This is a genomic window from Rhizobium sp. 57MFTsu3.2, assembly GCF_012932765.1.
GTDB classification, from domain to species: Bacteria; Pseudomonadota; Alphaproteobacteria; order Rhizobiales; family Rhizobiaceae; genus Rhizobium; species Rhizobium altiplani.
Window position 1 is genome coordinate 174093 of record NZ_JDWI01000007.1, and the last position, 24090, is coordinate 198182.

Genomic DNA, 24090 nt, shown 5'->3' on the forward strand with positions numbered 1-24090 from the left:
AGGCTGGCGCTAGTACGCGGCAACGACCTGATGGACGATCTGATAGCCATTGCTCTCTTCGCCGAGTGGCGCCACGGGCCACTGCCAGTTGGCCCGAACCGACGACAGCGCCACGCCGTGCAGCAGATCAGTCTCGTCATGAACCTTCCCCTGTCGGTCTATCACGGCATAGGTAACATCGGTAACCAGGCATGTCTTGCAGGGCGCTGCCTCAAGCGCCGACCGGTGCGCCTCGATCAGTTGTGCGACGGTATCGGCGGGCATGGCGCCGGCCTGTTCCGCCTCGTAACGGCGTTGTGCGCCGCGACCGATCTGGGAGAGGAGATTGGCCGAGACGACGAAGTCGAGATACGGAACGCTTCTCAGGAACGCCAGCGGCTCTGGTTGTTTGCCCGTGGCAAGCTCGTCGTAGCCGGAGAGATCGCGCTCGATCAGCCGAACATTGCTGTAGCGCTTGAGCCGCAGCCAGAGGCGCACCGAGGCAAGATGCACGAGATCGACGAGGACGACAGTGTCAAAGGTCCTGGCTAATTCCTCAATCGGCACGTCGCGGAGCAGGCCCGAGCCCAAAACGACCGCCGCCCTCCTCTGCCGCAACTCCGCAATGGCACTTCTCACAGCGTTCCGGCTTCGCTCCTCGTGCTCCGCCCATTGCCGGCTGCAACGGCCGGCGCGGGACCAGAGATTGACGGAGTATCGGATGAACCGGCGATGCGCCTTCAATGTCATCGGAACGGTGGCAGCATAGAGAAGCGCCTCGGCAATCATCGTGTAGCTCCCGCCATTCGATCCATTCTCTCTCGTTCAATCGATTCTGTGTTCCTGATCAAGGGCCTTCGCCCTTGCCGCACCCGGCCCTTTCCGCTAGGTAACCGCCACTGTCACAGCGAGCGGAATACCTTGGAAATGAACGACAAGCAGAAGAAACCACAAAAGCTCAAGGCCAGACTTCCCCGCGGCTTCGTCGATCGTTCGGCAGCCGACATTCGCGCCGTCAACGAAATGACCGCGAAGATCCGGGAAGTCTACGAGCATTATGGTTTCGATCCTGTCGAAACGCCGCTCTTCGAATACACCGACGCGCTCGGCAAGTTCCTGCCGGATGCCGACCGGCCGAACGAGGGCGTCTTCTCGCTGCAGGACGACGACGAGCAGTGGATGTCCTTGCGCTACGACCTGACGGCGCCGCTCGCCCGTCATGTTGCCGAGAATTTCAACGAGATCCAGCTGCCGTACCGGACCTATCGCGCCGGCTATGTCTTCCGCAATGAGAAGCCGGGCCCCGGTCGCTTCCGCCAGTTCATGCAGTTCGACGCCGATACGGTCGGTGCGCCGGGCGTGCAGGCCGATGCGGAAATGTGCATGATGATGGCCGATACGCTGGAAGCCCTCGGCATCAAGCGCGGCGACTACGTGATCCGCGTCAACAACCGCAAAGTTCTCGACGGTGTTCTCGAAGCAATCGGTCTCGGCGGCGATGACAAGGCCGGCCAGCGCCTCAACGTGCTACGCGCCATCGACAAGCTCGACAAGTTCGGTCTCGAGGGCGTTGCTCTCCTGCTTGGTCCCGGCCGCAAGGACGAGTCTGGCGACTTCACCAAGGGTGCTGGTCTCGACCAGGGACAGATCGACAAGGTTCTCTTCTTCGTCGGGATCAAGGACTATACCGAAAGCGCTGGGCAGCTTGCCGAGCTGGTTGCCGGAACGTCCAAGGGTGCGGAAGGCGTCGAGGAGCTGAACTTCATCGGCGCATTGGTGCGAAGCGCCGGCTATCAGTCGGATCGCGTCAAGATCGACCCCTCGGTTGTTCGCGGCCTCGAATATTACACCGGCCCGGTTTACGAAGCCGAGCTCCTCTTCGACGTGACTAACGAGAAGGGCGAGAAGGTCGTCTTCGGTTCCGTCGGTGGCGGCGGTCGCTACGACGGTCTCGTGTCCCGCTTCATGGGCCAGCCCGTGCCGGCCACTGGCTTCTCGATTGGCGTCTCTCGTCTGATGACGGCGCTGAAGAACCTCGGCAAGCTCGGCCAGGCCGAGGTCATCGAGCCGGTTCTGGTCACTGTCATGGACGGCGATGTCGAGTCGATGGGCCGCTACCAGCACATGACGCAGGAATTGCGCAAGGCTGGCATCCGCGCCGAGATGTTCCAGGGCAACTGGAAGAAGTTCGGCAATCAGCTGAAATACGCCGACCGCCGCGGCTGCCCCGTCGCCATTATCCAGGGCGGTGACGAGCGGGCGCAGGGCGTCGTGCAGATCAAGGACCTGATCGAAGGCAAGCGCCTGTCCGGCGAGATCGAGGACAACGCCAGCTGGCGCGAAGCGCGCGTCGCACAGGAGACAGTTGCCGAAGGCGACCTCGTCGCCAAGGTGAAGGAAATTCTGGCGGCGCAGGCCGAAGACCGCAACAGGGCGGGCTGAGATGGCCCTGATCAACCTGCCGGACTTCTCCGGCGAGCTCCTCTCAGAGTTTGCGGCGCGAAAGACGGAGCGGGTAGATACGCCCGTCATCCAGCCGGCCGAACCATTTCTTGACATCGCCGGCGAGGATCTTCGCCGGCGCATTTTCATGACCGAAAGCGAGACGGGCGCCAGCCTTTGCCTGCGGCCGGAGTTCACGATCCCCGTCTGCCTGCGCCACATCGAGAGCGCGACCGGCACGCCGAAGCGCTATTCCTATCTCGGCGAAGTTTTCCGCCAGCGGCGTGAAGGCGGCAACGAGTTCTATCAAGCCGGGATCGAGGATCTTGGCGACATCAATATTGCCGCTGCCGACGCGCGTGCGATCGGCGATGCGATCGGCGTGCTGGAGCGCGTCGTTCCCGGCAAGCGTCTTGCGGTGACACTCGGCGATCAGGCTGTCTTCGAAGCAGTGGTGCAGGCGCTTGGCCTGCCGCTCGGCTGGCAGAAGCGCCTGATCCATGCCTTCGGCAACATGAGCCAGCTCGAAGCTCTGCTGGCAAGCCTCGTCAGCCCTCAGTTCGTAACTGGATTGAGTGACGAGATGGCACATCTGATTGCCGCCGACGATGAAGCAGCACTTGTTGCACAAATAGATGCGACGATGCAGGCGACGGGCTATTCGACGAATGCCAGCCGTTCGCCGCTCGAAATCGCGCGCCGTCTGAAGGAAAAGCTGATCCTCTCCGAAACGCGCCTCGATGATGCGGCCTTCCGTGTGCTGGAAGAATTCCTGTCGCTGAACGTACCGCTGATCAATGCTTCGGCGGCCTTGGCCGGTTTTGCCGATGCCGCGGGCCTCAAGCTCGGCAACGCGCTGGCGCGTTTCGACGGCCGCGTGGCCGCTCTGGCCAATGCCGGCGTCGATTTGGCGCTGATCGATTACCGCGCAGCCTTCGGGCGTCCGCTGGATTACTACACCGGCCTGGTTTTCGAGATCGGCGTCCAGGGCACGTCGGCGGTTCTCGCCGGTGGGGGCCGTTTCGATCGCCTGATGACCTTCCTGGGCGCCAAGGAACGCATTCCCGCCGTCGGCTTCTCGCTCTGGCTGGATCGCATCGAAGCCGAGAGGGCCGTATGATGACGATTACCATCGCATTGCCCTCCAAGGGCCGGATGAAGGACGATGCCTCGGCGATCTTCGAACGCGCCGGGATCAGGATCACCGCTGTCGGCAACGATCGCTCCTATCGCGGACGCGTCGAAGGTTGGGACGACGTCGAAGTTGCCTTCCTTTCCGCCTCCGAGATTTCCCGTGAACTTGGCAGCGGCACCGTCGATTTCGGTGTCACCGGCGAAGACCTTGTCCGCGAGGGCCTGGCGGAGGCGGACAAGCGTGTCGAGATCTGCGCGCGTCTCGGATTCGGCCATGCCGATGTCGTGGTTGCCGTTCCTGAAATCTGGCTCGACGTCGACACTATGGCCGATCTCGGCGATGTTGCTTCCGACTTTCGCGCCCGTCACGGCCGGCGCCTGGCGATTGCCACGAAATACTGGCGGCTGACGCAGCAATTCTTCTCCAGCCAGCACGGCATCCAGCTCTACCGGATCGTCGAAAGCCTTGGGGCAACGGAAGGGGCGCCTGCCTCGGGATCGGCCGATATCATCGTCGACATCACCTCGACTGGTTCGACTCTTCGCGCGAACAACCTGAAGATCTTGTCCGACGGCGTCATCCTTCGCTCCCAGGCCTGCTTCGTCAGGGCACGCAAGGAAAGCCACGCGAACGACGCGACCGTTCAGCGGCTGATCGACGCCGTTCGCTCGGCACTCTGACCATCGCCAAATCAACACACGAAAAGACCCGCCGTCTGGTGACGGCGGGTTTTTCATGCTTGGGAGGATGCTTGATCGCTTAGGCGACTGCGTAGGCGCCGCGGCGTGCGTCGAGCGAGTAGAGGCCCGGGCCGACAATGGCGAGGAAGATGTAAGCGCCGGCCAGCGTGAAGTTCTTCATGACCATGATCTGGTTCAGGGCGTTGATCCAGCCGAGAGCGGCAGCCGGGAAATCCGGAACGTTGACCGTCGGCAGGTGGAAGACGACAGCGGTGAAGATACAAAAGGCGGCGAGCAGCCAGCCGACGGTCTTCGTCTGGTAGCCGACGAGAACCGCGAGGCCAGTTACAAATTCAAAGGCGCCTGCGAGATAGGTCAGGGCAGTCGACGCCGGAAGACCAGCACCGGCGATCATGCCAGCGGTTCCAGCCGGATCGGTCAGCTTGCCGAAGCCGGCAAGGATGAACATGAACGACAAGAGGACGCGAGCGACAAGAATGACAATATTGTTGGTATTCGACATGAACGTTGTCTCCGTTGAATGGCGTTTGAGGTTGTTGTGCCCCGGCACGGTTGCAACCTCGGATGCCACTTTGTCGCCTTTTTTTGCTGTTGTGGAAAGATAGACGGAAAGGGACACTTCGTTCTCTATTATTGAACGACCGATCTTGGCGAAGTCGGCTTGCCATCGATGGTGCGCCTCTTTTATGGTCGGCCGCCCAAGATGGAGACCCCGATGGCAGATCTTTCCGCATTTCCGATCACGACGCGCTGGCCAGCAGCGAACCCGGATATCATCCAGCTTTACTCGTTGCCAACCCCGAACGGCGTGAAGATATCGATTGCGCTTGAAGAGCTTGGCTTGTCCTATGAACCGCATCTGATCTCGTTCAGCACGAACGACCAGAAGTCGCCGGAATTCGTATCGCTCAATCCCAATGGCCGCATCCCGGCAATCATCGATCCCAATGGCCCCGATGGAAAGCCGATCGGCATTTTCGAATCCGGTGCCATCCTGCTCTATTTGGCAGAGAAGACAGGCAAACTCATTCCATCAGATACAGCCGGGCGCTACGAGACGATCCAGTGGGTCTTCTTCCAGATGGCCGGTATCGGACCGATGTTCGGACAGTTCGGGCACTTCTACAAATTCGCGGCCGATAAGGTTGCCAACAACTCGTATCCGATGGAGCGCTACCGCGACGAATCAAAGCGGCTTCTGAGCGTACTGGAAGCACGCCTCCAGGGTCGCCAGTGGATCATGGGCGATCTCTACACGATCGCCGATATCGCCACTTTCCCGTGGCTCCGCGGTGCAGACATCTTCTACGGCGGGCGTGAGGTGTTGGATTATAAGAGCTTCCCGGCCGTGATGGACTGGCTAGAGCGCTGCATCGCCCGGCCGGCCTCGGAAAAGGGGTTGAATATCCCGGCACGGCCTGCGTAAATCTGAGGCAAATATGCAAAAAGCCGGTCCAAAAGGCCGGCTTTTTTCATGTGCGGGAGCGTCTATTGGCGCCTGGCAAACTCGCCGCCGGTATTCGTCTTGAAACGAGGGAAGATGAAAACACCGAGCATGCTGCCGTGATTAGCATCGTCGTGGCCGTTCGACTCGCCCATGCAGAACAACGGCTGACGGAAGCCATTCGACATCATGATGGTGGTCGAGAAACAGAAGGATGAGGAGAGCGTCGCAGCCTGCTCGAAGAGTTCCAGGATGTGATCGTGATCCTTCGGATCGTAGCAGCGCATGAGGCTCAGAAGCCCGCATACCCGCGCCGGGAGTCCGTGCAGCAGGGCGCTCCATTCCTTGAGGCGGATCACGCCGCTGGACAGGTCTCCGACCCAGGTTTCCGAAATGGAAAACTGCGCCAGCATTTCAGGATCATGATTGCTGATATCCAGTGAGCCCGGCATAAGCGGTGCCGCGGCGTTGGTTCTCGCGATTTTGAACAAATTTTTCCCCAGCGTAGGTGCGGCTTCCCCCGCCGCACGTCCGGCAAAAATGAGCAGGTTCATGTTGCACCGCGCATCATGCTCGGGCGACCGGGAAATGGGGTCTGGATTGCCGGTTCTTCTCACGGAACCGCTTCCAATTTCACGGGGGCGTTACTCAACTTCTAATATATTTTTCGGGAGGGGGTTGTCCCGAATCCTACGTCGCATTCTCGTGGCCAGGATCGATGCGCATCGTGACCCATCGGCTGATGACACGCGCCGAATGCGAGGGGATTTATAGGCACTTTCATGCAAACGGCAATCCGCTTTTTGCATAATGCCGATCGCTACTGTGAGTGGAAAAACAACCGTGAAAGTATGGGGGACGCGAAAAAGAGCAAAAAAATGCGCAGCTGCCGAAGTGTAACCGGTTTCAATGCTCTCCTGAGCTCTGAAATGTGCATAAAATTGCAGCGAACGGATAACACAGCTTTTGGAAGAAATAATGCAGGCTCACAAGCTCTGCGAAAGCTTCGCCGAATGCGAGGCGCATTCAGATATGCGGTTAAACGTTTCACCTGACGATTGAAAAAGCTCACCTGGCGAATCATGCGCCGGAACGAAAAAGGGCGGTCCGAAGACCGCCCTTCCTATTTCCGGGAAAACCAGGAGATAGATCGGTGAAGCTTTATGGACGCTTCAGCGATAGGCTTTCGCCTATCACATCATGTCCATGCCGCCCATGCCGCCCATGCCGCCCGGCATGCCAGCCGGAGCGTCCTTCTTCGGCAGCTCGGCGATCATGGCTTCGGTGGTGATCAGCAGCGAAGCAACCGAAGCTGCGTCTTGCAGAGCCGTGCGAACAACCTTGACCGGGTCGACGATACCCATGGCGATCATGTCGCCGTATTCGCCGGTCTGGGCGTTGTAACCGAAGTTGTCCTGACCCTTCTCGAGGATCTTGCCAACAACGATCGATGCTTCGTCACCAGCGTTCTCGGCGATCTGACGGGCCGGAGCCTGCAGAGCGCGGCGAACGATGTTGATGCCAGCTTCCTGGTCGTCGTTCTCGCCCTTGACGGAGATCTTGGCGGAGGAACGCAGCAGGGCAACGCCGCCGCCCGGTACGATACCTTCCTGAACAGCAGCGCGCGTCGCGTTGAGCGCGTCGTCGATGCGGTCCTTCTTTTCCTTCACTTCGACTTCCGTCGAACCGCCGACGCGGATGACTGCAACGCCACCAGCGAGCTTAGCAAGACGCTCCTGCAGCTTTTCGCGGTCGTAGTCGGAGGTGGTTTCTTCGATCTGGGCCTTGATCTGGGCAACGCGGCCTTCGATGTCGGACTTGGCGCCCGAACCGTCGACGATCGTCGTGTTTTCCTTGGAGATCGAAACCTTCTTGGCGCGGCCGAGCATGTCGAGGGTAACCGACTCGAGCTTGATGCCGAGGTCTTCGGAGATGACAGTGCCGCCCGTGAGGATCGCGATGTCTTCGAGCATGGCCTTGCGGCGATCGCCGAAGCCAGGAGCCTTGACAGCAGCAATCTTCAGGCCGCCACGCAGCTTGTTGACGACGAGCGTAGCAAGAGCTTCGCCTTCGACGTCTTCAGCGATGATGAGGAGCGGCTTGCCGGTCTGAACGACAGCTTCGAGAACCGGGAGCATGGCCTGGAGGTTCGAGAGCTTCTTCTCGTGCAGGAGGATGAAGGCGTCTTCGAGATCAGCGATCATCTTTTCCGGGTTGGTGACGAAGTACGGGCTGAGGTAGCCGCGGTCGAACTGCATGCCTTCGACGACTTCGAGTTCGGTTTCAGCGGTCTTGGCTTCTTCGACGGTGATAACGCCTTCGTTGCCGACCTTCTGCATTGCTTCAGCAATGTCGAGACCGATCTGCTTTTCGCCGTTTGCGGAGATCGTGCCGACCTGGGCAACTTCTTCCGAGGTGTTGATCTTCTTGGCCTTGGCCTGGAGATCCTTCACGACTTCAGCAACAGCGAGGTCAATGCCGCGCTTCAGGTCCATCGGGTTCATGCCGGCTGCAACAGCCTTGGCGCCTTCGCGAACGATCGCCTGAGCGAGAACCGTTGCGGTCGTCGTGCCGTCGCCGGCGATGTCGTTGGTCTTCGAAGCAACTTCGCGGACCATCTGGGCGCCCATGTTTTCGAACTTGTCTTCCAGTTCGATTTCCTTGGCGACCGAAACGCCGTCCTTGGTGATGCGCGGAGCGCCGAAGGACTTGTCGATGATGACGTTACGACCCTTCGGGCCGAGCGTTACCTTCACTGCGTCAGCGAGAATGTCGACGCCACGCAGCATCTTTTCGCGCGCGGTGCGGCCGAATTTGATTTCTTTAGCTGCCATGATTGAAACTCCTGAATTCGAGTTGTCCGGGCTATGGGCCCGTAGCTAAAATCGGAAAGGGGAAAAACGGCTGATTAGCCGATGATGCCCATGATGTCGGCTTCCTTCATGATCAGAAGGTCTTCGCCGTTGATCTTGACTTCAGTGCCGGACCACTTGCCGAACAGAACGCGATCGCCAGCCTTGACGTCGAGAGCGACGACCTTGCCGGACTCGTCACGAGCGCCGGAACCGACGGCGACGATTTCGCCTTCCTGCGGCTTTTCCTTGGCGGTGTCGGGAATGATGATGCCGCCCTTGGTCTTTTCTTCGGACTCAACGCGACGGACAACGACGCGATCGTGAAGGGGGCGGAAATTGGTGCTTGCCATTGTCTAATCCCTCGATCAAATGACACTCGCAGGCCGAGAGCGGCCCGCACGGATGGGTGTTAGCACTCGTGCTTGGTGAGTGCTAGCGAGGCAGCATTTAGGAGTGGCCCAACGGGGAGTCAAGAACGGCCGCAATTTTTCTTCTCCGTCCTCACAAACAGCCTTAACAGCAAATCCTTGTCGGAAGTGCGACAGGTTGCGTTCTCTCCGAGATTTCCGAACGTCCTGAAGCTGGAGAGCTTTTGTATCCCCGGAACGTTTGCGGCACCCGCGGGGCGAGTGGCGTCAGGATTGCCGCGCATACACGCCGATGGTATCGAGCAGCTTGGGGCAGGGGGCGGCAACCGTGAACAAAACGATCGCGGCGGACGAAATCATAGCGGTACCGACACTTGGGGAGGCGGCGCGTGTATGGGCGCGCATCGGCTGCTTGGGCTTCGGCGGGCCGGCCGGTCAGATCGCCCTGATGCACACGACGATTGTCGATGAGAAGCGCTGGATTTCCGAGGAGAGCTTCCTGCACGGATTGAATTTCTGCATGCTGCTGCCTGGCCCGGAGGCTCAGCAACTGGCCACCTATATCGGCTGGCTGATGCACGGCGTGCGCGGCGGCCTCATTGCCGGCTTGTTGTTTGTATTGCCGGGCTTCCTTGTCATCCTGATGCTGTCGAGCCTCTACGCCGTCTTTCAGGAGGCCGCGTGGCTTCCCGCGCTTTTCTTCGGAGCAAAGGCTGTCGTTTTGGCAATCGTCATCGAGGCCTTGCTCCGGGTGCGGCGCCGAGCGCTGAGGGAGCGCTTTCATTATTATGTGGCCGGAGCGTCGTTCCTGGCTCTCTTCTTCCTGAACTTGCCGTTTCCTCTGGTTATCATCCTGGCCGCAGCAGCAGGCTTGTTATGGATGAAGTATTCCAAGCGTCGATTGGCAGCGCCGGTCTTGCCGCAAGCCTCTTCGCGCACGCATTTTCCCGCGGTTACGACGCATGTGATCGCAAGGCCTCTTGTGGTGCTCGTGTTCTGGATCCTTGTCTGGCAGTCGCCACTCTTTTTCATTCGCGGCCTCGATGTACCGACGGACCTGATCGCCGAAACCCTGAGCGGCGAAACCAATGTTTTCGGCGCGGTCTTCATCTTCTTCTCCAAGATGGCCGTCATCACCTTCGGAGGCGCGTACGCCGTCCTCTCCTATGTCGGCCAGGTCGCCGTCGGCCATTACGCCTGGCTTCAGCCGGCCGAGATACTCGATGGACTGGCACTTGCCGAGACGACGCCCGGGCCACTTGTTCTTGTTCTCTGTTTTGTCGGATTTCTCGCCGGCTATCGCAACCCGCTCGCCATGGCGCCGCTTGCCGGGGGCTTCCTTGGTGCTTTCCTCGCCGGCTGGGCGACCTTCGTGCCGAGCTTCATCTGGATCTTCGCCGGGGCTCCCTACATCGAGAAGCTGCGCAGCAACGAAAACCTCTCGTCGGCCCTTTCGGCGATCACCGCGGCGGTAGTCGGCGTCATCCTCAACCTTGCCCTTTGGTTCGGTCTGCACGTGCTCTTCGCCGAAGTTGGCCGTGCCGCACTCCTGTCCGGGAAAACCGGTCTGCCAATCGTCAGCGTCGCATGGCCGGAGTGGCGGACCCTCGATATCGCGGCGCTTGGGATCTTTGTAATGGCGTGCGTGATGCTCTTCCGATTCGAGAAGGGCCTCCTGACGATACTTGCTGTGTCGACTGCCGCAGGCCTGCTAATCAAAACGGGCGAGGCCCTTCTCTAATCGACGAGCACAGTTTTTTGCCGTTGCTCACTGCAAAATGCCTTGCCATCCCGGCATGCCTTTGCGATGTCACCTTGACTTAACGACAGCGGGAAATCGGAATGGCCAAGCGGATCGAGAACTTTGCAGAAATCACCAGCCACTACGACGCGGTGTTCTGCGATGTCTGGGGCGTCTTGCACAATGGAGTCGATCCCTTTCCCAAGGCGGCTGCGGCGCTGGAAGCAGCGCGCGGCGAGGGGCTAACCGTCGTTCTCATCACCAATTCGCCGCGCATCGCTCCGCAGGTCGTGACGCAGCTTCGCCAGATCGGCATCCAGGATGGCGCCTATGACCGCATCGTCACATCGGGCGACGTCACGCGGGGCCTGATCGCCGAGGGTCCGAAGAAGGTATTTCTGCTTGGACCGGATCGCGACGAGGCGATCATCGAGGGCCTTGGTGTCGAGCGCGTCGAGGCCAAGGATGCGGACTCGGTCGTCTGCACGGGCTTCTTCGACGACGAAACCGAGACCCCGGAAGACTACACCAAGATGCTGAAGGCATTTCAGGCGCGTGGCGTGCCGATGATCTGTGCCAATCCCGATCTGGTTGTCGAGCGCGGCCACAAGATCATCCCCTGCGCCGGCGCGATGGCGGCATATTACAATCAGCTCGGTGGCCAAACGCGCATTGCCGGCAAGCCGCACAAGCCGATCTACGAGGCCGTGCTATCTGCCGCCCGCGAAGCCCACGGGGACTTTCCGCTGAACCGTGTGCTTGCGATCGGAGACGGTATGCCGACCGATGTTCGCGGCGCTCTCGATTACGGGCTTGATCTCCTCTATATCAGCGGCGGCATCCACGCGACGGAATATACGCTGAATGGAGTGACCGACGAGGCGATCCTCACCGCCTATCTGGAGCGCGAAAGAGCGACGCCGAAGTGGTGGATGCCCCGCCTCGCATAACGAGCCTCGCAAGAGAAAAGCCAGCCGATGACCGTTTTTCACCGCAACGAAACCCGCGAACCCCTGCCGGCCCATCTGCATGGCGGCGTGATTGCCATCGGCAACTTCGACGGTGTGCATCGGGGCCATCAGTCCGTGCTCAACCGGGCCTTGGAGATATCGAGGCAGCGGGGCATTCCGGCACTGGTCCTGACGTTTGAGCCACATCCCCGCACTGTCTTCCGCCCGGAGCAGCCGGTCTTTCGCTTGACGCCGGCGCCGCTCAAGGCGCGCATCCTCGAAGCGATCGGCTTCAATGCCGTCATCGAATATCCCTTCGACCGGGAGTTCTCACAGCGCTCGGCGGACGATTTCATCCATTCGATCCTCAAGGATTGGCTCAGCGCATCCGAGGTCGTGACCGGCTTCAACTTTCATTTCGGCCGCGGCCGGGAAGGCGGCCCGGCCTTCCTGATGGATGCCGGCCAGAAATACGGCTTTGGCGTGACGCTGATCGACGCGTTTCGTGACGAGAATACCGACGTCGTCTCCTCGAGCCACGTTCGCGAATTGTTGAGGGATGGCAATGTCAGCGAGGCGGCGGCGATGCTCGGCTATCACTATACGGTGGAAGCGGAAGTCATCGGCGGCGAGAAGCTTGGCCGTCAGCTCGGCTTTCCGACCGCGAATATGCGGTTGCCCGCCGAAGCAGACATTCAGGCGGGCATCTATGCCGTGCGCTTCCGCCTTGCCGATGGGACGCTCTATGATGGTGTCGCCAGCTACGGTCGCCGACCGACGGTCACCGACAATGGCGCGCCACTGCTCGAGACGTATCTCTTCGATTTCAGCGGCGACCTCTACGGGCAGCTCTGCTCCGTGTCCTTCCTCGGCTATCTGCGCCCGGAACTGAAGTTCGATGGCCTCGACCCCCTCGTGGAGCAGATGAACCGCGACAAGGAGGAGGCGAGTGCGCTGCTGACAGGCGTACAGCCGCTCGGCGAGCTCGACCGCAAGATCTGCTTCGCCTGAAGGTTCAGACGCTTTCGAAAATTGCGGCCCTTTCGGGACGACGGCCGTTGCCGTGTGGGGGCAGGGGTCTATGTCATCTGTTTGATTAGACGCGGATTCGCTGCGCCCCCAAGCACCGAAAGGCAATCATCAAATGGATAAAAGGTTTGGAACAGCAGCCTGCTGGCTGCTCATCATTCCCTATATCGGGCTCCTTTGGGTTCCCTTCTACAACTTTCACGACCCGGTTCTCTTCGGTTTCCCATTCTTCTACTGGTATCAGCTCGCCTGGGTGCCGGTTACCGCTTTCCTGACCTGGATCGCCTACCGGAGCATGCGCAATGACGACTGAACTCAACACCACCGCGCTTGCCGTCTTCGTTTTCTTCTTCGTGCTCGTCACGGTGATGGGGTTTGTCGCCACCCACTGGCGAAGGCCGAAGACGCTTGCCCATATCGACGAGTGGGGCCTTGGTGGCCGCAGCTTCGGCATCTGGATCACCTGGTTTCTGGTCGGCGGCGACTTCTACACCGCCTACACGGTCATCGCTGTTCCGGCGCTGGTCTATACGGTTGGCGCCTACGGTTTCTTCGCGCTGCCCTACACCATTATTGTCTATCCCTTCGTCTTCATGGTCATGCCGCTCCTTTGGCAGCGGGCGAAAGACTTCGGCTACGTGACCGCCGGTGACGTGGTTCACGGCCAATTTGGTTCGCGCGGGCTGGAGCTTGCCGTCGCTGTAACCGGTGTCATCGCCACGATGCCATACATCGCGCTGCAGCTCGTCGGCATGACCGCCGCGCTGAAGGCGCTGGGGCTGCATGGCGAGGTACCGCTGGCGATCGCCTTCATTGTGCTGGCGCTCTACACCTATTCGGCTGGCCTGCGGGCGCCGGCACTGATCGCCTTCGTCAAGGACATCATGATCTACATCGTGGTGATCGCCGCCGTGGCGCTCATTCCCTCGAAGCTTGGCGGCTATGCCAATGTCTTTGCTGCCGCTGATGCCGCGTTCCAGGCAAAGGGCTCCGGCAGCCTGCTTCTTCAGCCCAACCAGTATGTCGCCTACGCGACGCTGGCCCTCGGCTCGGCGCTTGCGGCCTTCATGTATCCGCATACGCTGACTGGCATCTTCGCCTCCAACAGCGGCAACACCATCCGCAAGAATGCTGCGTTGCTGCCGGCCTATACACTGCTGCTCGGCCTTCTGGCACTGCTCGGCTACATGGGACATGCCGCAGGCTTGAAGCTGGACAACGCCAACGATGTCGTGCCGGCGCTCTTCCAGACGCTGTTCCCGAGTTGGTTCGCGGGCTTCGCCTTCGCGGCGATTGCGATCGGTGCGCTGGTACCGGCGGCGGTGATGAGCATCGGCGCGTCCAACCTCTTCACCCGCAATTTCTGGAAGGCCTATGTCAATCCTCAGGTGACGGATGCCGGCGAGGCAAAGGTCGCGAAGGTGACGTCGCTCGTTGTCAAGGTCGGCGCGCTTCTTGTCATCCTTTTCCTGCCGACCCAATTCGCGCTCGACCTTCAGCTTCTCGGCGGCGTCTGGATCCTCCAGACGTTTCCGGCGCTGGTCTTCGGCCTCTACACCAATTGGTTCCGCGCGCCCGGTCTGATCGCAGGCTGGTTCGTCGGCTTCTTCGGTGGCACGCTCTTCGTCTGGATCAACGGCCTGAAACCGCTGCAGCCTGTCACCATCGGAGAGACCTCGTTTACCGTCTATATCGGCCTGCTGGCATTGGCGTTGAACGTCATCGTCGCCGTCATCGTCAATGTGCTGATCCCGGCAAAAGTGACGGCGCGCGCCTGATCGTCCCCCGAAAACAGAAGCCGCGGGCGGGCAAGTTCGCGGCTTTTCCATGCGATGACCTCATGGAATCCCTCTTCCTTTTCTCTGCAAAAGCGCCTATGAACCGGCGCGATGAACAAGTTCCGGCTGGCGATCACGATACGAATTATCGGCCCGGCCTTCCGCGCGCGCTAAGCGGCCGGAAGGTCCGGGTTTTCGGCGCTTGGACGACGAGCGCCTCCGTCACCAATTTTCAAGCCCGTTGCGCCCGCTCCCGTGGCGCCTAGAGACGATTGCTAGACATGACCGATACAGCCGAAAAAGTTGACTATTCGAAGACCCTCTATCTGCCGGAAACAGACTTCCCGATGCGCGCCGGTCTGCCGCAGAAGGAGCCGGAAACCGTTGCCCGCTGGCAGCAGATGGGCCTCTACAAGAAGTTGCGCGCTTCCGCCGCCGGCCGCGAAAAGTTCGTGCTCCACGATGGCCCTCCCTATGCCAACGGCAACATCCACATCGGCCACGCGCTGAACAAGATTCTCAAGGACGTCATCAACCGCTCGTTCCAGATGCGCGGTTTCGACGCCAACTACGTTCCCGGCTGGGACTGCCATGGCCTCCCGATCGAATGGAAGATCGAGGAAAAGTACCGCGAGAAGGGCAAGAACAAGGACGAGGTTCCGGTCAACGAATTCCGCCAGGAATGCCGTGACTTTGCCGCCAGTTGGATCAAGGTGCAGTCGGAGGAATTCAAGCGCCTCGGCATCGAGGGAGACTTCGACAACCCCTACACCACGATGAACTTCCACGCTGAATCGCGCATCGCCGGCGAACTCCTGAAGATCGCGAAGTCCGGCCAGCTCTATCGCGGCTCCAAGCCGATCATGTGGTCGGTCGTCGAGCGCACGGCGCTCGCGGAAGCCGAAGTCGAATACGCCGATGTCGAAAGCGACATGATCTGGGTGAAGTTCCCGGTGGCTGACGGCCCCAACGAACTCAAGGACGCCTTCGTGGTGATCTGGACGACGACGCCGTGGACGATCCCGGGCAACCGCGCGATCGCCTATTCCTCGCGGTATAGCTACGGCCTCTACGAGGTCGAAACGGCCGAGAACGACTTCGGACCGCAGCCCGGTGAACGGCTGATCTTCGCCAAGCGTCTCGCAGAAGAGTCGGCCGCGAAGGCGAAGGTGACCCTCAAGTTCGTCCGCGATGTCGCGGCGGCGGAATTTTCCGCGATCACCTGCGCACACCCTCTGCATGGCCTTGGCGGTGGCTATCACTTTGAAGTGCCGCTCCTCGACGGCGATCATGTCACCGACGAGACGGGCACCGGCTTCGTCCACACCGCGCCGAGCCATGGTCGCGAAGACTTTGACGCCTGGATGGACAACGCCCGGGCACTCGAAGCGCGCGGCATTTCGTCCGCGATCCCGTTCCCGGTCGACGATGCCGGCTTCTTCACGGCCGACGCGCCCGGCTTCGGTCCGGACGCCGAGGGCGGTGCTGCTCGCGTCATCGACGACAAGGGCAAGAAGGGCGATGCCAACGAGCGTGTCATCAAGGGGCTGATCGGTCGCCATGCGCTGTTTGCGCGCGGCCGCCTCAAGCACTCCTATCCGCATTCCTGGCGTTCGAAGAAGCCGGTCATCTTCCGCAACACGCCGCAGTGGTTTGTCTACATGGACAAGGAACTCGGCGACGGCTCGACGCTGCGTTCGCGCGCATTGAACGCGATCGACGCAACCCGCTTTGTGCCGGGAGCCGGCCAGAACCGCCTGCGCGCCATGATCGAACAGCGCCCCGATTGGGTCCTGTCGCGTCAGCGCGCCTGGGGCGTGCCGATCTGCCTGTTCGTCGATGATGACGGCGGCATCCTGCAGGATGATGCCGTCAACGCCCGCATCCTGAAAGCCTTCGAGAACGAGGGCGCCGATGCCTGGTTCGCCAATGGTGCTCGCGAGCGCTTCCTGGGCGAGAAGGCGAATCAGCCCTGGACGCAGGTGATGGACATCCTCGACGTCTGGTTTGACTCGGGCTCGACCCACACCTTCACGCTGGAAGATCGTCCCGACCTGAAATGGCCGGCCGATGTCTATCTCGAGGGATCGGACCAGCACCGTGGCTGGTTCCACTCGTCACTGCTGGAAAGCTGCGCGACGCGCGGCCGTGCGCCTTACAATGCCGTCGTCACCCATGGCTTCACCATGGATGAGAAGGGCGAAAAGATGTCGAAGTCCAAGGGCAACACCGTCACCCCGCAGGAGGTGATGAAGGATGCCGGCGCAGACATCCTCCGTCTTTGGGTCATGACGACGGACTATTGGGAAGACCAGCGCCTCGGCAAGGCGATCATTCAGACGAATATCGACGCCTATCGCAAGCTGCGCAACACGATCCGCTGGATGCTCGGCACGCTGGCACACGACAAGGGCGAGGTTATTGCGCTTGCCGATCTGCCGGAACTCGAGCAGCTGATGCTGCATCGTCTGGCGGAACTCGATCAGCTCGTCCGCGAAAGCTACGACGCCTTCGAGTTCAAGAAGATTGCCCGCGCGCTCATCGACTTCGCCAACGTCGAGCTGTCGGCCTTCTACTTCGACGTCCGCAAGGATGCGCTCTACTGTGATGCGCCGTCGAGCCTGCGCCGTCGTTCGGCCCTGCATGTCATTCGCACCATCTTCGAATGCATGGTGACCTGGCTGGCGCCGATGCTGCCGTTTACGACGGAAGAGGCCTGGCTGTCGCGCAATTCTTCGGCTGTATCGGTTCACCTCGAGCTGTTCCCGACCATTCCGGCCGAATGGAAGAACGAGGCACTCGCCGAGAAGTGGAAGAAGATCCGCGCCGTTCGTACGGTCGTTACCGGCGCGTTGGAAATCGAGCGCAAGGACAAGCGCATCGGCTCTTCGCTGGAGGCTGCCCCGGTTGTCCACGTCGCCGATGCGGAGCTCCTGAAGGCACTTGAGGGTCAGGACTTCGAGGAAATCTGCATCACTTCGGGCATCGTCGTAGACAGCGCCGAAGGACCGGCAGATGCCTTCCGTCTACTCGAGGTTTCAGGTGTCAGCGTCGAGCCGAAACTGGCCGAAGGCACCAAGTGCGCTCGCTCCTGGCGGATCACCACGGATGTCGGCTCCGATCCCGCCTATCCGGACGTCTCGGCCCGTGATGCGGCTGCATTGCGCGAACTATCGGTGCAAAACTGAAGAATATTGCCGGGTGAATTGCCTAACGGTGGTTCATCCGGTAAAAGCTGCCTGAAAATGGCCGGATTTTTGCGTCAGGGGGACGAATGTCCGGTAGGGCGAAGATTGCACCGGCATGGCTGGAAGGGTTTTCATGTTATCAACGCGTTGGTTCCGTTTGGGCGTCTGCCTGACCGTCGCCGTGGCAGGCGGCTCGCTGATTTCCGGCTGCGTGGGGAGCCCGCGCTACGGAACAGACAAGACCGCCATGGAACAGCTGACCGACGACATTGGTCAGTCCGTTTCTCTCACCGGCGACGGTCCGAAGAACAAGGGCGTCAAGTACAGCGCTCGTCCGGGCCTCGTTCTGCCGTCCGCAGCAGCCAAGCAAACCCTCGCCGAGCCGCAGCAGACCATCGCCAGCAAGGATAATCCGCAGTGGATCGAATCCCCGGAAGAAACGCGCGCCCGTCTGGTCAAGGAAGCTGACGAAAACAGCGACAACCCGAACTATCGCTCGCCGCTCGCAAGCGACAAGGTTGAAGGTGGTCGGCAAACGACTGAGGCCCAGACCAAGGCTTATCGCGAGGCTCGCGCCGCCCAGAAGGGTACCTATACAGATCGCCGCTACATCTCGGATCCGCCAACCGAATATCGCGCGGTCGACGATCCGGCAAAGCTGGACGATCTCGGCGAACCGGAGCTGAAGAAGGCGAAGAAGAAGAAAAAGGAAGCTGCGATCGCCGGTACCGGCAAGCAGTGGTGGAATTTCCTCCAGTAAGGTTTCAAGCGGGGCAGTCAGCCCCGCTTTGCTTTTGCCCACCTGTCAATCAGCAAGGCGTCCAGAAACTGGCAGGCTAGGAAGATCCTGCGGGCGGCCCGATCTTCGTGCTCCTGTTACGGCATATCCCGCTTCTGCGCGAAGAATGTCCGAAGGATTTCGGTGGATGTCGTTTCCTGCAAGCCGGAATACACGTCCGGGGCGTGATGGCAGGTAGGTTGCTGGTAGAAGCGCACGCCGTTGTCGACGGCGCCACCCTTAGGGTCTTCCGCGCCATAATAGAGCCTGCGAATACGCGCGAAGGATATGGCCGCCGCGCACATCGTACAGGGTTCCAGCGTGACGTAGAGGTCGGCGCCGGTCAGCCGTTCCTGACCAAGCTCTTCGCAAGCCATTCGAATGACGGCGACTTCGGCATGGGCGGTCACGTCGTTAAGCTCGCGCGTACGGTTGCCTGACGCGGCGACCACGGCCCCGTCAATCACCAGAACCGCTCCGATCGGCACCTCGCCACGCTCTCGGGCGGCGCGGGCCTGGTCCAGCGCCAGCTCCATAAATTGATTTGTCTTCACGATCCGACAATTTCCACTTAACCGCAGGGGCGCGACCTGATAGGAAGGCCCGAAAAGGCAGGCAAACAACAAATGACATTCAAAGACAAGCCAAAACGGCCAGGCGGCAAGCCATCCCCGCGCAATGCCGGCCCAAAATCCGGTGCCAAGCCGGCAAAGGCGCTCGTCGAGACCGAGGCGGACGACGTCGCCGAGGGCGATGCCAAGGCCGAGCGCATCTCGAAAGTGATGGCGCGCGCCGGCGTCGCATCGCGCCGCGATATCGAGCGCATGATCATGGACGGCCGCGTCAAGCTGAACGGCAAGCTCCTCGACACGCCCGTCGTCAACGTCACCTTGGCCGACAAGATCGAGGTGGACGGCGTTCCGATCCGCGGGATCGAGCGCACACGACTCTGGCTTTATCACAAGCCCGCTGGCCTCGTGACCACCAACATGGACCCGGAGGGACGGCCGACGGTTTTCGATAACCTGCCGGAAGACCTGCCGCGCGTCATGTCGATTGGCCGCCTCGACATCAACACCGAGGGTCTGCTGCTTCTGACCAACGATGGTGGCCTCGCCCGCGCGCTGGAACTGCCGACGACGGGCTGGCTACGCCGCTACCGCGTGCGCGCCCACGGCGAGATCGACCAGGACGCGCTGGACAAGCTCAAGGACGGCATTGCCGTCGATGGTGTCCTCTACGGCGCAATCGAAGCGACCCTCGATCGCACGCAGGGCTCGAACGTCTGGCTCACCATGGGCCTGCGCGAAGGCAAAAACCGCGAAATCAAGAACGTGCTCGGCGCGCTCGGTCTCGACGTCAACCGTCTGATCCGCATTTCTTACGGCCCCTTCCAGCTCGGTGACCTGCCGGAGCGCGACGTCGTCGAAGTGCGTGGCCGCACCTTGCGCGACCAGCTCGGCCCGCGCCTGATCGAGGACGCGAAGGCCAATTTCGACGCGCCGATCTACAACACGCCTGCTGTTGTTGCCGAGGAAGAGCCGGAAGCGAAGCCGGAGCGCCGCGAACGCCCCCGCAAGCCTGAGGACAAGCGCGAGCGTGCGCTGAGCCGCCTCGACACCAAGCGGGACGACCGCCGTGATGACCGTCGCGATGGTGGCCGCATGGACGATGATCGCCCGAAGCGCCCCGCGCTCGGCAGCCGCCGCAACGCCAATGTCTGGATGGCGCCGGGCGCCCGACCGCTCGGCGAAAAGGCGGCCGCCAAGGCCGAGAAGAATGCGAAGACCGCCCGCAAACGCGGCGAGGCTCCGGGTTCCGCAAAGCCCGAGCGCTCGAGTCACGGCGACGACCGGCCGCGCGTTCAGATCAACCGCGCCCGCGATGACGAGGGCGAGTGGATCCGTTCCAGCGAGATCGTTCGCAAGCCGAAGGATGAAGGCGACGAGGGCTTCGGCCGGAAGCGCTCTTTCGGGGATCGTCCGGCTCGCGGTGAGCGGTCCTTTGGTGACCGCCCGGCGCGCGGCGAACGTTCGTTTGGCGACCGTCCCGCCCGCAGCGACAGACCGCACGGCGATCGCCCTTCGCGTGGCGACCGTCCCTTCGGTGACCGCCCTCGCGGGGATCACAAGCCGCGCGAAGAGGGTGACGAGCGTCCGCGTTCATTTGGGGATCGTCCCCGTGGCGACCGCCCGTTTGGCGACAAGCCACGCGGCGATCGGCGCCCCCGCGCCGAGGGCGACGAGCGTCCTCGCGCCAAGAGCTTCTCGGGCGAGGCCCGTTCGGAGCGTCCGGCCGGCAAGTCCTTTGGTGACAAGCCGCGCGGCAAGAGCTTCGGCGGCAAACCCGGCGGCGGCAAGAATTTCTCCGGCAAGCCGAAGGGCGACAGGCCGGGCGGCGGTGGCAAGCCTTCGGGCGGGCCGTCGCGGGGTGGACCGAAAGGAAAGGGAATGACGCGCGGTGCGGATCGTCGGCGGTGAATTTCGCGGACGGCCGCTTGCCGTACCGAAGTCAAACGACATCCGGCCGACAGCCGACCGGACGCGTGAGAGCCTGTTCAATATTCTGAGCCATGCCTATCCGGAATGCGTCGACGGCACCCGGATACTGGATCTCTTTGCCGGCACCGGCGCCGTCGGCCTCGAAGCCGTCTCCCGCGGCTGCCGCCATGCGCTATTCGTCGAAAACAGTGTCGAGGGCAGGGGCCTGCTTTGGGAAAACATCGATGCGCTCGGCCTGCATGGCAGGACGCGCATCCTGAGGCGCGACGCGACCGATCTCGGCAGCGTCGGCAATCTCGAGCCGTTCCAGATGCTTTTTGCCGACCCGCCCTATGGCAAGGGTCTCGGCGAAAAGGCGATGGCCGCCGCCGCCAAGGGCGGTTGGCTGCAACCGGGCGCGATTGCGGTTCTTGAGGAACGCGCAGACGTTGCCGTTTCGGTCGATCCTTCCTATCTGTTTTTGGAAAACCGAACGTTCGGCGATACCAAGGTTCATTTCTTCCGCTATCAGCCCGAATAAGGGCTGAGGAAATCGGGGGCAGCGGTGCAGCAGGCAGGGACGATGGAAACCGAGTTGCCTGCCCCACGCGGCACATCACGAGCTATGCCCACTGTTGCTGTTGCCTTCGGCGGAGGCGGCGCGCGCGGCCTCTCCCACATCCACATCATCGAAACGCTGGATGAGCTCGGCATTCGCCCCGTGGCGATTGCCGGATCCTCGATCGGCTCGATCATGGGCGCGGGGATGGCGGCCGGAATGACCGGCGAAGCCATCCGCGAACATGTGATGATGACGGTCGGCAACAAGGCTGCCGTTGTCAGCCGCCTGTGGGGCCTGCGACCGCAGACGGTGCGCGATGCCGTTGCCAACGGCGTGCGCATCGGCCAGTTCAATCTCGAGCGTATCCTGAAAGCCTTCCTGCCCGCCGATCTGCCGGATCGCTTCGAGGACCTCTCAATCCCGATGACAGTGACGGCGACCGATTACTACGGCCAGTGCGAGGTGCTGACGAGCGGGGGAGCGCTGCTCCCGGCGCTGGCGGCTTCCTCCGCGATCCCCGCCGTCTTCATGCCGGTGCGGCTGCACGGTCGGGTGATGATCGATGGCGGCATCAGCAATCCCGTGCCTTACGAATGCCTGATGGATCGCGCCGACATCGTCATCGGCATCGACGTCGTAGGCGCGCCGGAAGGAGATGGCGCCCACATTCCAAACCGGATGGAAAGTATCTTCGGCTCCGGCCAGCTGATGATGCAGACCGCGATTTCCCTGAAGCTGCGGCTGCAGGCGCCGCACATCTTCCTTCGCCCCGCAGTCGGGCGCATCGGCGTGATGGATTTCCTCAAGGCGCGCCAAGTCCTGTCCATGTCGGTCGGCGTCAAGGACAAACTGAAATACGCACTCGATCGGGAGATCGAGGCGCGGATCGCCTCCTAGAAGCTTCGCCCAGGCTTAGTAGCCGTTAATGCCGGCCCCACGAACCGGGCCAATGCCCGCGGGAGTTGCGTAGGTGGTATTCCCTGCGCCCGAGCCGGTGGTTGCACACCCGGAAAGGGCAAGGATCGCGATGGCCGCGACGGCCAGAAGACAGCGTAGAGGCATGGCATTGTCCTATCATCGAAGACTGCGCGGGCCTCAGGGGCCGGAGCGGATACTCCCGCAAATCAATGGCGATGGCAACGGGTAGCTAAGAGCGTAGGTTCGATGCGCTGCCCGGATTGATCTCCGGATGCATCCTCACTCGTCCGGGCTATGGCTCGGACATCAACACAGCCCGCCCGGTTCGCCGTGGCGCGCTTTGTCGTAGCCGGCATTCGTGGGTGCCCGGCAGGAAAAGGTTACCACCGTCGGCTAGTGCGGCGCACGTCGACGATGCGCCCATCCCTTTGACGGACCCCTATCTCGTAGCGGTTCCCATTGCGGATTGCGCGATAGGTAAAGTACCTCCCGCGGCAATTATCCCGAATGACGTCGCGAAATCCCCGGGTACGAAGCAGCCTCGCACCCTGAGGGCAGGTTATCGGTCGCCCGTGGTTCAGGCTGCTGCCGGAGCCGATGATGATCTGAGCGCTCGCTTCCTGGGGAAGCGCGACCGGTGAGACGAATACGACCAGAGCAAGTGCACATGAGAGAAGCGAAGATCCGAGTATAGCCTTGAGACTCATAACATCCTCCGGGTTAGCCCGCATGAGAAAGGCAGGGCATGAGAAAATCGCCTAAGTTGTGGCTCAATACAAGTGATGACTCGACGACCCAGCCGGGGGAGTACGCTCATCAAACTCTAACGAACCTGCCACGCCTCTCAACGCGCTTTACAAGGTGGCAAAACGCCCCCGCGATATCTAACTAGAACGGATAACTTAACACGGCCCGATTGCAAGAGCATGCTTGCTTCGATGGTGAACGGGACAAACACCGGTAGTTTCTGGCAGGGGGGCGTCTGCGGCGCCGCCGGCAGCCTGTTGTTCAATGCCTGGATCGTGCCGTTCCTCACACGAGCCTTCGACAAAGTCGGTGCCGGGCCCGAAGAGGTGGCTGATGCCGTTTTCCGATGGATCGAGCAATACATAGACCTCGGTATCTCGAGTGGGGGCAACTTGTGGAGTGCTCCCGACCCGGATTTCCTTCGACTTGTCTACTACGCGTTGCAGGTTGCGTTCCCGGCTACAGCAATCCTCATCGGTCTGCAGATAAGGCGTCTAGTTGTACGCTTCTGGCCCCAAGGGCCATAAATATGATCGCGCCAGAGAGCCCGTCGCCTGTCCTCTTTCCAACGGGCGAGTACAGGTTCATCATGCCATGGGATGCTTGCCGCCGCTTAGCTGTTGCAGTAGACCCCCGAGCCCGGAACTTGGCATTGGAAAACTTTGGCGGTCAGGCTTTGTAGGATGCTCAATTGGAGAGTTCCATGACCCGCTTGCACAAGCCAATCGCAGCACTCGCTTTTCTCTTGCTCGCTGCAATCAGTTCGTCATGTACCACCGGTGGGCCGGGAGCCCGCTCGCTAAATGAACCCGCGAACCCCGCCTGCGCAGATGGCTTCACGCCCAAAGGCGGCGGTTCATGTGACTTTTGAGATCTGGGAAAGATGGAGATTGCCCACTACCGGGCGAGTTCCTATCAGACGCGAAGGCCAAGGGATCGATGAGGGTGTATCACATCGTCGCTCACGCGGGCATCCTTTGAGCGAGCAGAACGTT

The 24090-nt window shown here is 61.2% G+C and carries 22 protein-coding genes; 15 read left to right on the top strand and 7 right to left on the bottom strand.

Annotated elements, in window-relative coordinates:
- Positions 1-9: 9 nt before the first annotated feature.
- On the bottom strand, positions 10-768 hold the full coding sequence (locus AF71_RS10565; RefSeq protein ID WP_018856910.1) for a hypothetical protein: 759 nt from the start codon (positions 766-768) through the stop codon (positions 10-12).
- 138 nt (positions 769-906) lie between these two features.
- Between AF71_RS10565 and hisS the strand changes: the two genes are divergently transcribed.
- Genes hisS through hisG form a run of 3 tightly spaced genes read left to right on the top strand, consistent with a single transcriptional unit; the run spans position 907 to position 4236 of the window.
- Positions 907-2421 carry a histidine--tRNA ligase gene (hisS, locus tag AF71_RS10570; protein WP_018856911.1) on the top strand — a complete coding sequence of 505 codons (1515 nt, stop codon included), beginning with the start codon at positions 907-909 and terminating at the stop codon, positions 2419-2421.
- A 1-nt stretch (position 2422) separates the two neighbouring features.
- A complete protein-coding gene (locus tag AF71_RS10575) occupies positions 2423-3541 on the top strand; it encodes an ATP phosphoribosyltransferase regulatory subunit (RefSeq protein ID WP_169681286.1) in 1119 nt (372 codons plus the stop codon).
- Positions 3541-4236, top strand: a complete 696-nt coding sequence (hisG, locus tag AF71_RS10580) for an ATP phosphoribosyltransferase (protein ID WP_025659453.1) — start codon at positions 3541-3543, stop codon at positions 4234-4236. Before AF71_RS10575 ends, hisG begins: the two co-directional genes overlap by 1 nt.
- Positions 4237-4315: 79 nt before the next feature.
- Here the strand turns inward: hisG and AF71_RS10585 are convergent, their stop codons facing one another.
- Entirely contained in the window at positions 4316-4759 is a 444-nt protein-coding gene (locus AF71_RS10585) for a DoxX family protein (protein ID WP_026371753.1), read from the bottom strand.
- Positions 4760-4972: 213 nt separating this feature from the next.
- Here AF71_RS10585 and AF71_RS10590 point away from each other — a divergent pair, with 213 nt between their 5' ends.
- Positions 4973-5683, top strand: a complete 711-nt coding sequence (locus AF71_RS10590) for a glutathione binding-like protein (RefSeq protein WP_018856915.1) — start codon at positions 4973-4975, stop codon at positions 5681-5683.
- A 62-nt stretch (positions 5684-5745) separates the two neighbouring features.
- Here AF71_RS10590 and AF71_RS10595 read toward each other — a convergent pair whose 3' ends face one another.
- The 3 genes from AF71_RS10595 to groES form a co-directional block, all read right to left on the bottom strand.
- A complete protein-coding gene (locus AF71_RS10595; protein WP_037089657.1) occupies positions 5746-6192 on the bottom strand; it encodes a hypothetical protein in 447 nt (148 codons plus the stop codon).
- 702 nt (positions 6193-6894) lie between these two features.
- Positions 6895-8535 (bottom strand): chaperonin GroEL, encoded by a 1641-nt coding sequence (groL, locus tag AF71_RS10600; protein WP_018116667.1) that lies wholly within the window; start codon positions 8533-8535, stop codon positions 6895-6897.
- Positions 8536-8609: 74 nt separating this feature from the next.
- Positions 8610-8906, bottom strand: coding sequence for a co-chaperone GroES (groES, locus tag AF71_RS10605; RefSeq protein ID WP_004675403.1), 297 nt, complete (start codon positions 8904-8906; stop codon positions 8610-8612).
- A 310-nt stretch (positions 8907-9216) separates the two neighbouring features.
- Here groES and chrA point away from each other — a divergent pair, with 310 nt between their 5' ends.
- From chrA to AF71_RS10645, 7 genes are all read left to right on the top strand, one after another.
- Positions 9217-10665, top strand: a complete 1449-nt coding sequence (gene chrA / locus AF71_RS10610; protein ID WP_169681288.1) for a chromate efflux transporter — start codon at positions 9217-9219, stop codon at positions 10663-10665.
- Between the two features lie 101 nt (positions 10666-10766).
- The gene (locus tag AF71_RS10615; protein WP_018116665.1) at positions 10767-11615 is read left to right on the top strand and encodes a TIGR01459 family HAD-type hydrolase; all 849 of its coding nucleotides are present in this window, start codon (positions 10767-10769) and stop codon (positions 11613-11615) included.
- Between the two features lie 27 nt (positions 11616-11642).
- Positions 11643-12626 carry a bifunctional riboflavin kinase/FAD synthetase gene (locus AF71_RS10620; protein ID WP_018856918.1) on the top strand — a complete coding sequence of 328 codons (984 nt, stop codon included), beginning with the start codon at positions 11643-11645 and terminating at the stop codon, positions 12624-12626.
- A 133-nt stretch (positions 12627-12759) separates the two neighbouring features.
- Positions 12760-12957, top strand: a complete 198-nt coding sequence (locus tag AF71_RS10625; protein ID WP_018856919.1) for a DUF3311 domain-containing protein — start codon at positions 12760-12762, stop codon at positions 12955-12957.
- On the top strand, positions 12947-14422 hold the full coding sequence (locus AF71_RS10630) for a sodium:solute symporter family protein (protein WP_112644305.1): 1476 nt from the start codon (positions 12947-12949) through the stop codon (positions 14420-14422). Before AF71_RS10625 ends, AF71_RS10630 begins: the two co-directional genes overlap by 11 nt.
- Positions 14423-14703: 281 nt before the next feature.
- Entirely contained in the window at positions 14704-17610 is a 2907-nt protein-coding gene (gene ileS / locus AF71_RS10640) for an isoleucine--tRNA ligase (RefSeq protein WP_169681292.1), read from the top strand.
- Between the two features lie 133 nt (positions 17611-17743).
- Complete coding sequence (locus AF71_RS10645) at positions 17744-18370, top strand: hypothetical protein (protein WP_018856922.1); 627 nt, start codon at positions 17744-17746, stop codon at positions 18368-18370.
- 116 nt (positions 18371-18486) lie between these two features.
- Here AF71_RS10645 and AF71_RS10650 read toward each other — a convergent pair whose 3' ends face one another.
- The gene (locus AF71_RS10650; RefSeq protein WP_018856923.1) at positions 18487-18924 is read right to left on the bottom strand and encodes a nucleoside deaminase; all 438 of its coding nucleotides are present in this window, start codon (positions 18922-18924) and stop codon (positions 18487-18489) included.
- A gap of 90 nt (positions 18925-19014) precedes the next feature.
- Between AF71_RS10650 and AF71_RS10655 the strand changes: the two genes are divergently transcribed.
- From AF71_RS10655 to AF71_RS10665, 3 genes are read left to right on the top strand one after another with little or no spacing between them, the layout of a single operon-like run.
- Positions 19015-20868: a pseudouridine synthase gene (locus tag AF71_RS10655; RefSeq protein WP_169681294.1), complete on the top strand. Its 1854-nt coding sequence runs from the start codon at positions 19015-19017 to the stop codon at positions 20866-20868.
- Positions 20849-21409, top strand: a complete 561-nt coding sequence (gene rsmD / locus AF71_RS10660; RefSeq protein ID WP_018116136.1) for a 16S rRNA (guanine(966)-N(2))-methyltransferase RsmD — start codon at positions 20849-20851, stop codon at positions 21407-21409. Before AF71_RS10655 ends, rsmD begins: the two co-directional genes overlap by 20 nt.
- 42 nt (positions 21410-21451) lie before the next feature.
- The gene (locus tag AF71_RS10665; protein WP_169681296.1) at positions 21452-22327 is read left to right on the top strand and encodes a patatin-like phospholipase family protein; all 876 of its coding nucleotides are present in this window, start codon (positions 21452-21454) and stop codon (positions 22325-22327) included.
- A 15-nt stretch (positions 22328-22342) separates the two neighbouring features.
- Here AF71_RS10665 and AF71_RS10670 read toward each other — a convergent pair whose 3' ends face one another.
- Entirely contained in the window at positions 22343-22492 is a 150-nt protein-coding gene (locus tag AF71_RS10670; protein ID WP_167354932.1) for a hypothetical protein, read from the bottom strand.
- Between the two features lie 794 nt (positions 22493-23286).
- Between AF71_RS10670 and AF71_RS10675 the strand changes: the two genes are divergently transcribed.
- The gene (locus AF71_RS10675; RefSeq protein WP_169681298.1) at positions 23287-23622 is read left to right on the top strand and encodes a hypothetical protein; all 336 of its coding nucleotides are present in this window, start codon (positions 23287-23289) and stop codon (positions 23620-23622) included.
- Positions 23623-24090 lie beyond the last annotated feature (468 nt).

Bases quoted from the DNA above. Each gene is read 5' to 3' on its own strand.
- groL (WP_018116667.1), bottom strand. From the start codon at position 8,535: ATGGCAGCTAAAGAAATCAAATTCGGCCGCACCGCGCGCGAAAAGATG.
- hisG (WP_025659453.1), top strand. From the start codon at position 3,541: ATGACGATTACCATCGCATTGCCCTCCAAGGGCCGGATGAAGGACGAT.
- AF71_RS10630 (WP_112644305.1), top strand. From the start codon at position 12,947: ATGACGACTGAACTCAACACCACCGCGCTTGCCGTCTTCGTTTTCTTC.
- ileS (WP_169681292.1), top strand. From the start codon at position 14,704: ATGACCGATACAGCCGAAAAAGTTGACTATTCGAAGACCCTCTATCTG.
- chrA (WP_169681288.1), top strand. From the start codon at position 9,217: ATGGTATCGAGCAGCTTGGGGCAGGGGGCGGCAACCGTGAACAAAACG.
- groES (WP_004675403.1), bottom strand. From the start codon at position 8,906: ATGGCAAGCACCAATTTCCGCCCCCTTCACGATCGCGTCGTTGTCCGT.
- AF71_RS10585 (WP_026371753.1), bottom strand. From the start codon at position 4,759: ATGTCGAATACCAACAATATTGTCATTCTTGTCGCTCGCGTCCTCTTG.
- AF71_RS10665 (WP_169681296.1), top strand. From the start codon at position 21,452: ATGGAAACCGAGTTGCCTGCCCCACGCGGCACATCACGAGCTATGCCC.
- AF71_RS10565 (WP_018856910.1), bottom strand. From the start codon at position 768: ATGATTGCCGAGGCGCTTCTCTATGCTGCCACCGTTCCGATGACATTG.
- AF71_RS10655 (WP_169681294.1), top strand. From the start codon at position 19,015: ATGACATTCAAAGACAAGCCAAAACGGCCAGGCGGCAAGCCATCCCCG.
- AF71_RS10575 (WP_169681286.1), top strand. From the start codon at position 2,423: ATGGCCCTGATCAACCTGCCGGACTTCTCCGGCGAGCTCCTCTCAGAG.
- AF71_RS10625 (WP_018856919.1), top strand. From the start codon at position 12,760: ATGGATAAAAGGTTTGGAACAGCAGCCTGCTGGCTGCTCATCATTCCC.
- AF71_RS10645 (WP_018856922.1), top strand. From the start codon at position 17,744: ATGTTATCAACGCGTTGGTTCCGTTTGGGCGTCTGCCTGACCGTCGCC.
- AF71_RS10670 (WP_167354932.1), bottom strand. From the start codon at position 22,492: ATGCCTCTACGCTGTCTTCTGGCCGTCGCGGCCATCGCGATCCTTGCC.
- AF71_RS10675 (WP_169681298.1), top strand. From the start codon at position 23,287: ATGGTGAACGGGACAAACACCGGTAGTTTCTGGCAGGGGGGCGTCTGC.
- hisS (WP_018856911.1), top strand. From the start codon at position 907: ATGAACGACAAGCAGAAGAAACCACAAAAGCTCAAGGCCAGACTTCCC.
- AF71_RS10615 (WP_018116665.1), top strand. From the start codon at position 10,767: ATGGCCAAGCGGATCGAGAACTTTGCAGAAATCACCAGCCACTACGAC.
- AF71_RS10650 (WP_018856923.1), bottom strand. From the start codon at position 18,924: ATGGAGCTGGCGCTGGACCAGGCCCGCGCCGCCCGAGAGCGTGGCGAG.
- AF71_RS10620 (WP_018856918.1), top strand. From the start codon at position 11,643: ATGACCGTTTTTCACCGCAACGAAACCCGCGAACCCCTGCCGGCCCAT.
- AF71_RS10590 (WP_018856915.1), top strand. From the start codon at position 4,973: ATGGCAGATCTTTCCGCATTTCCGATCACGACGCGCTGGCCAGCAGCG.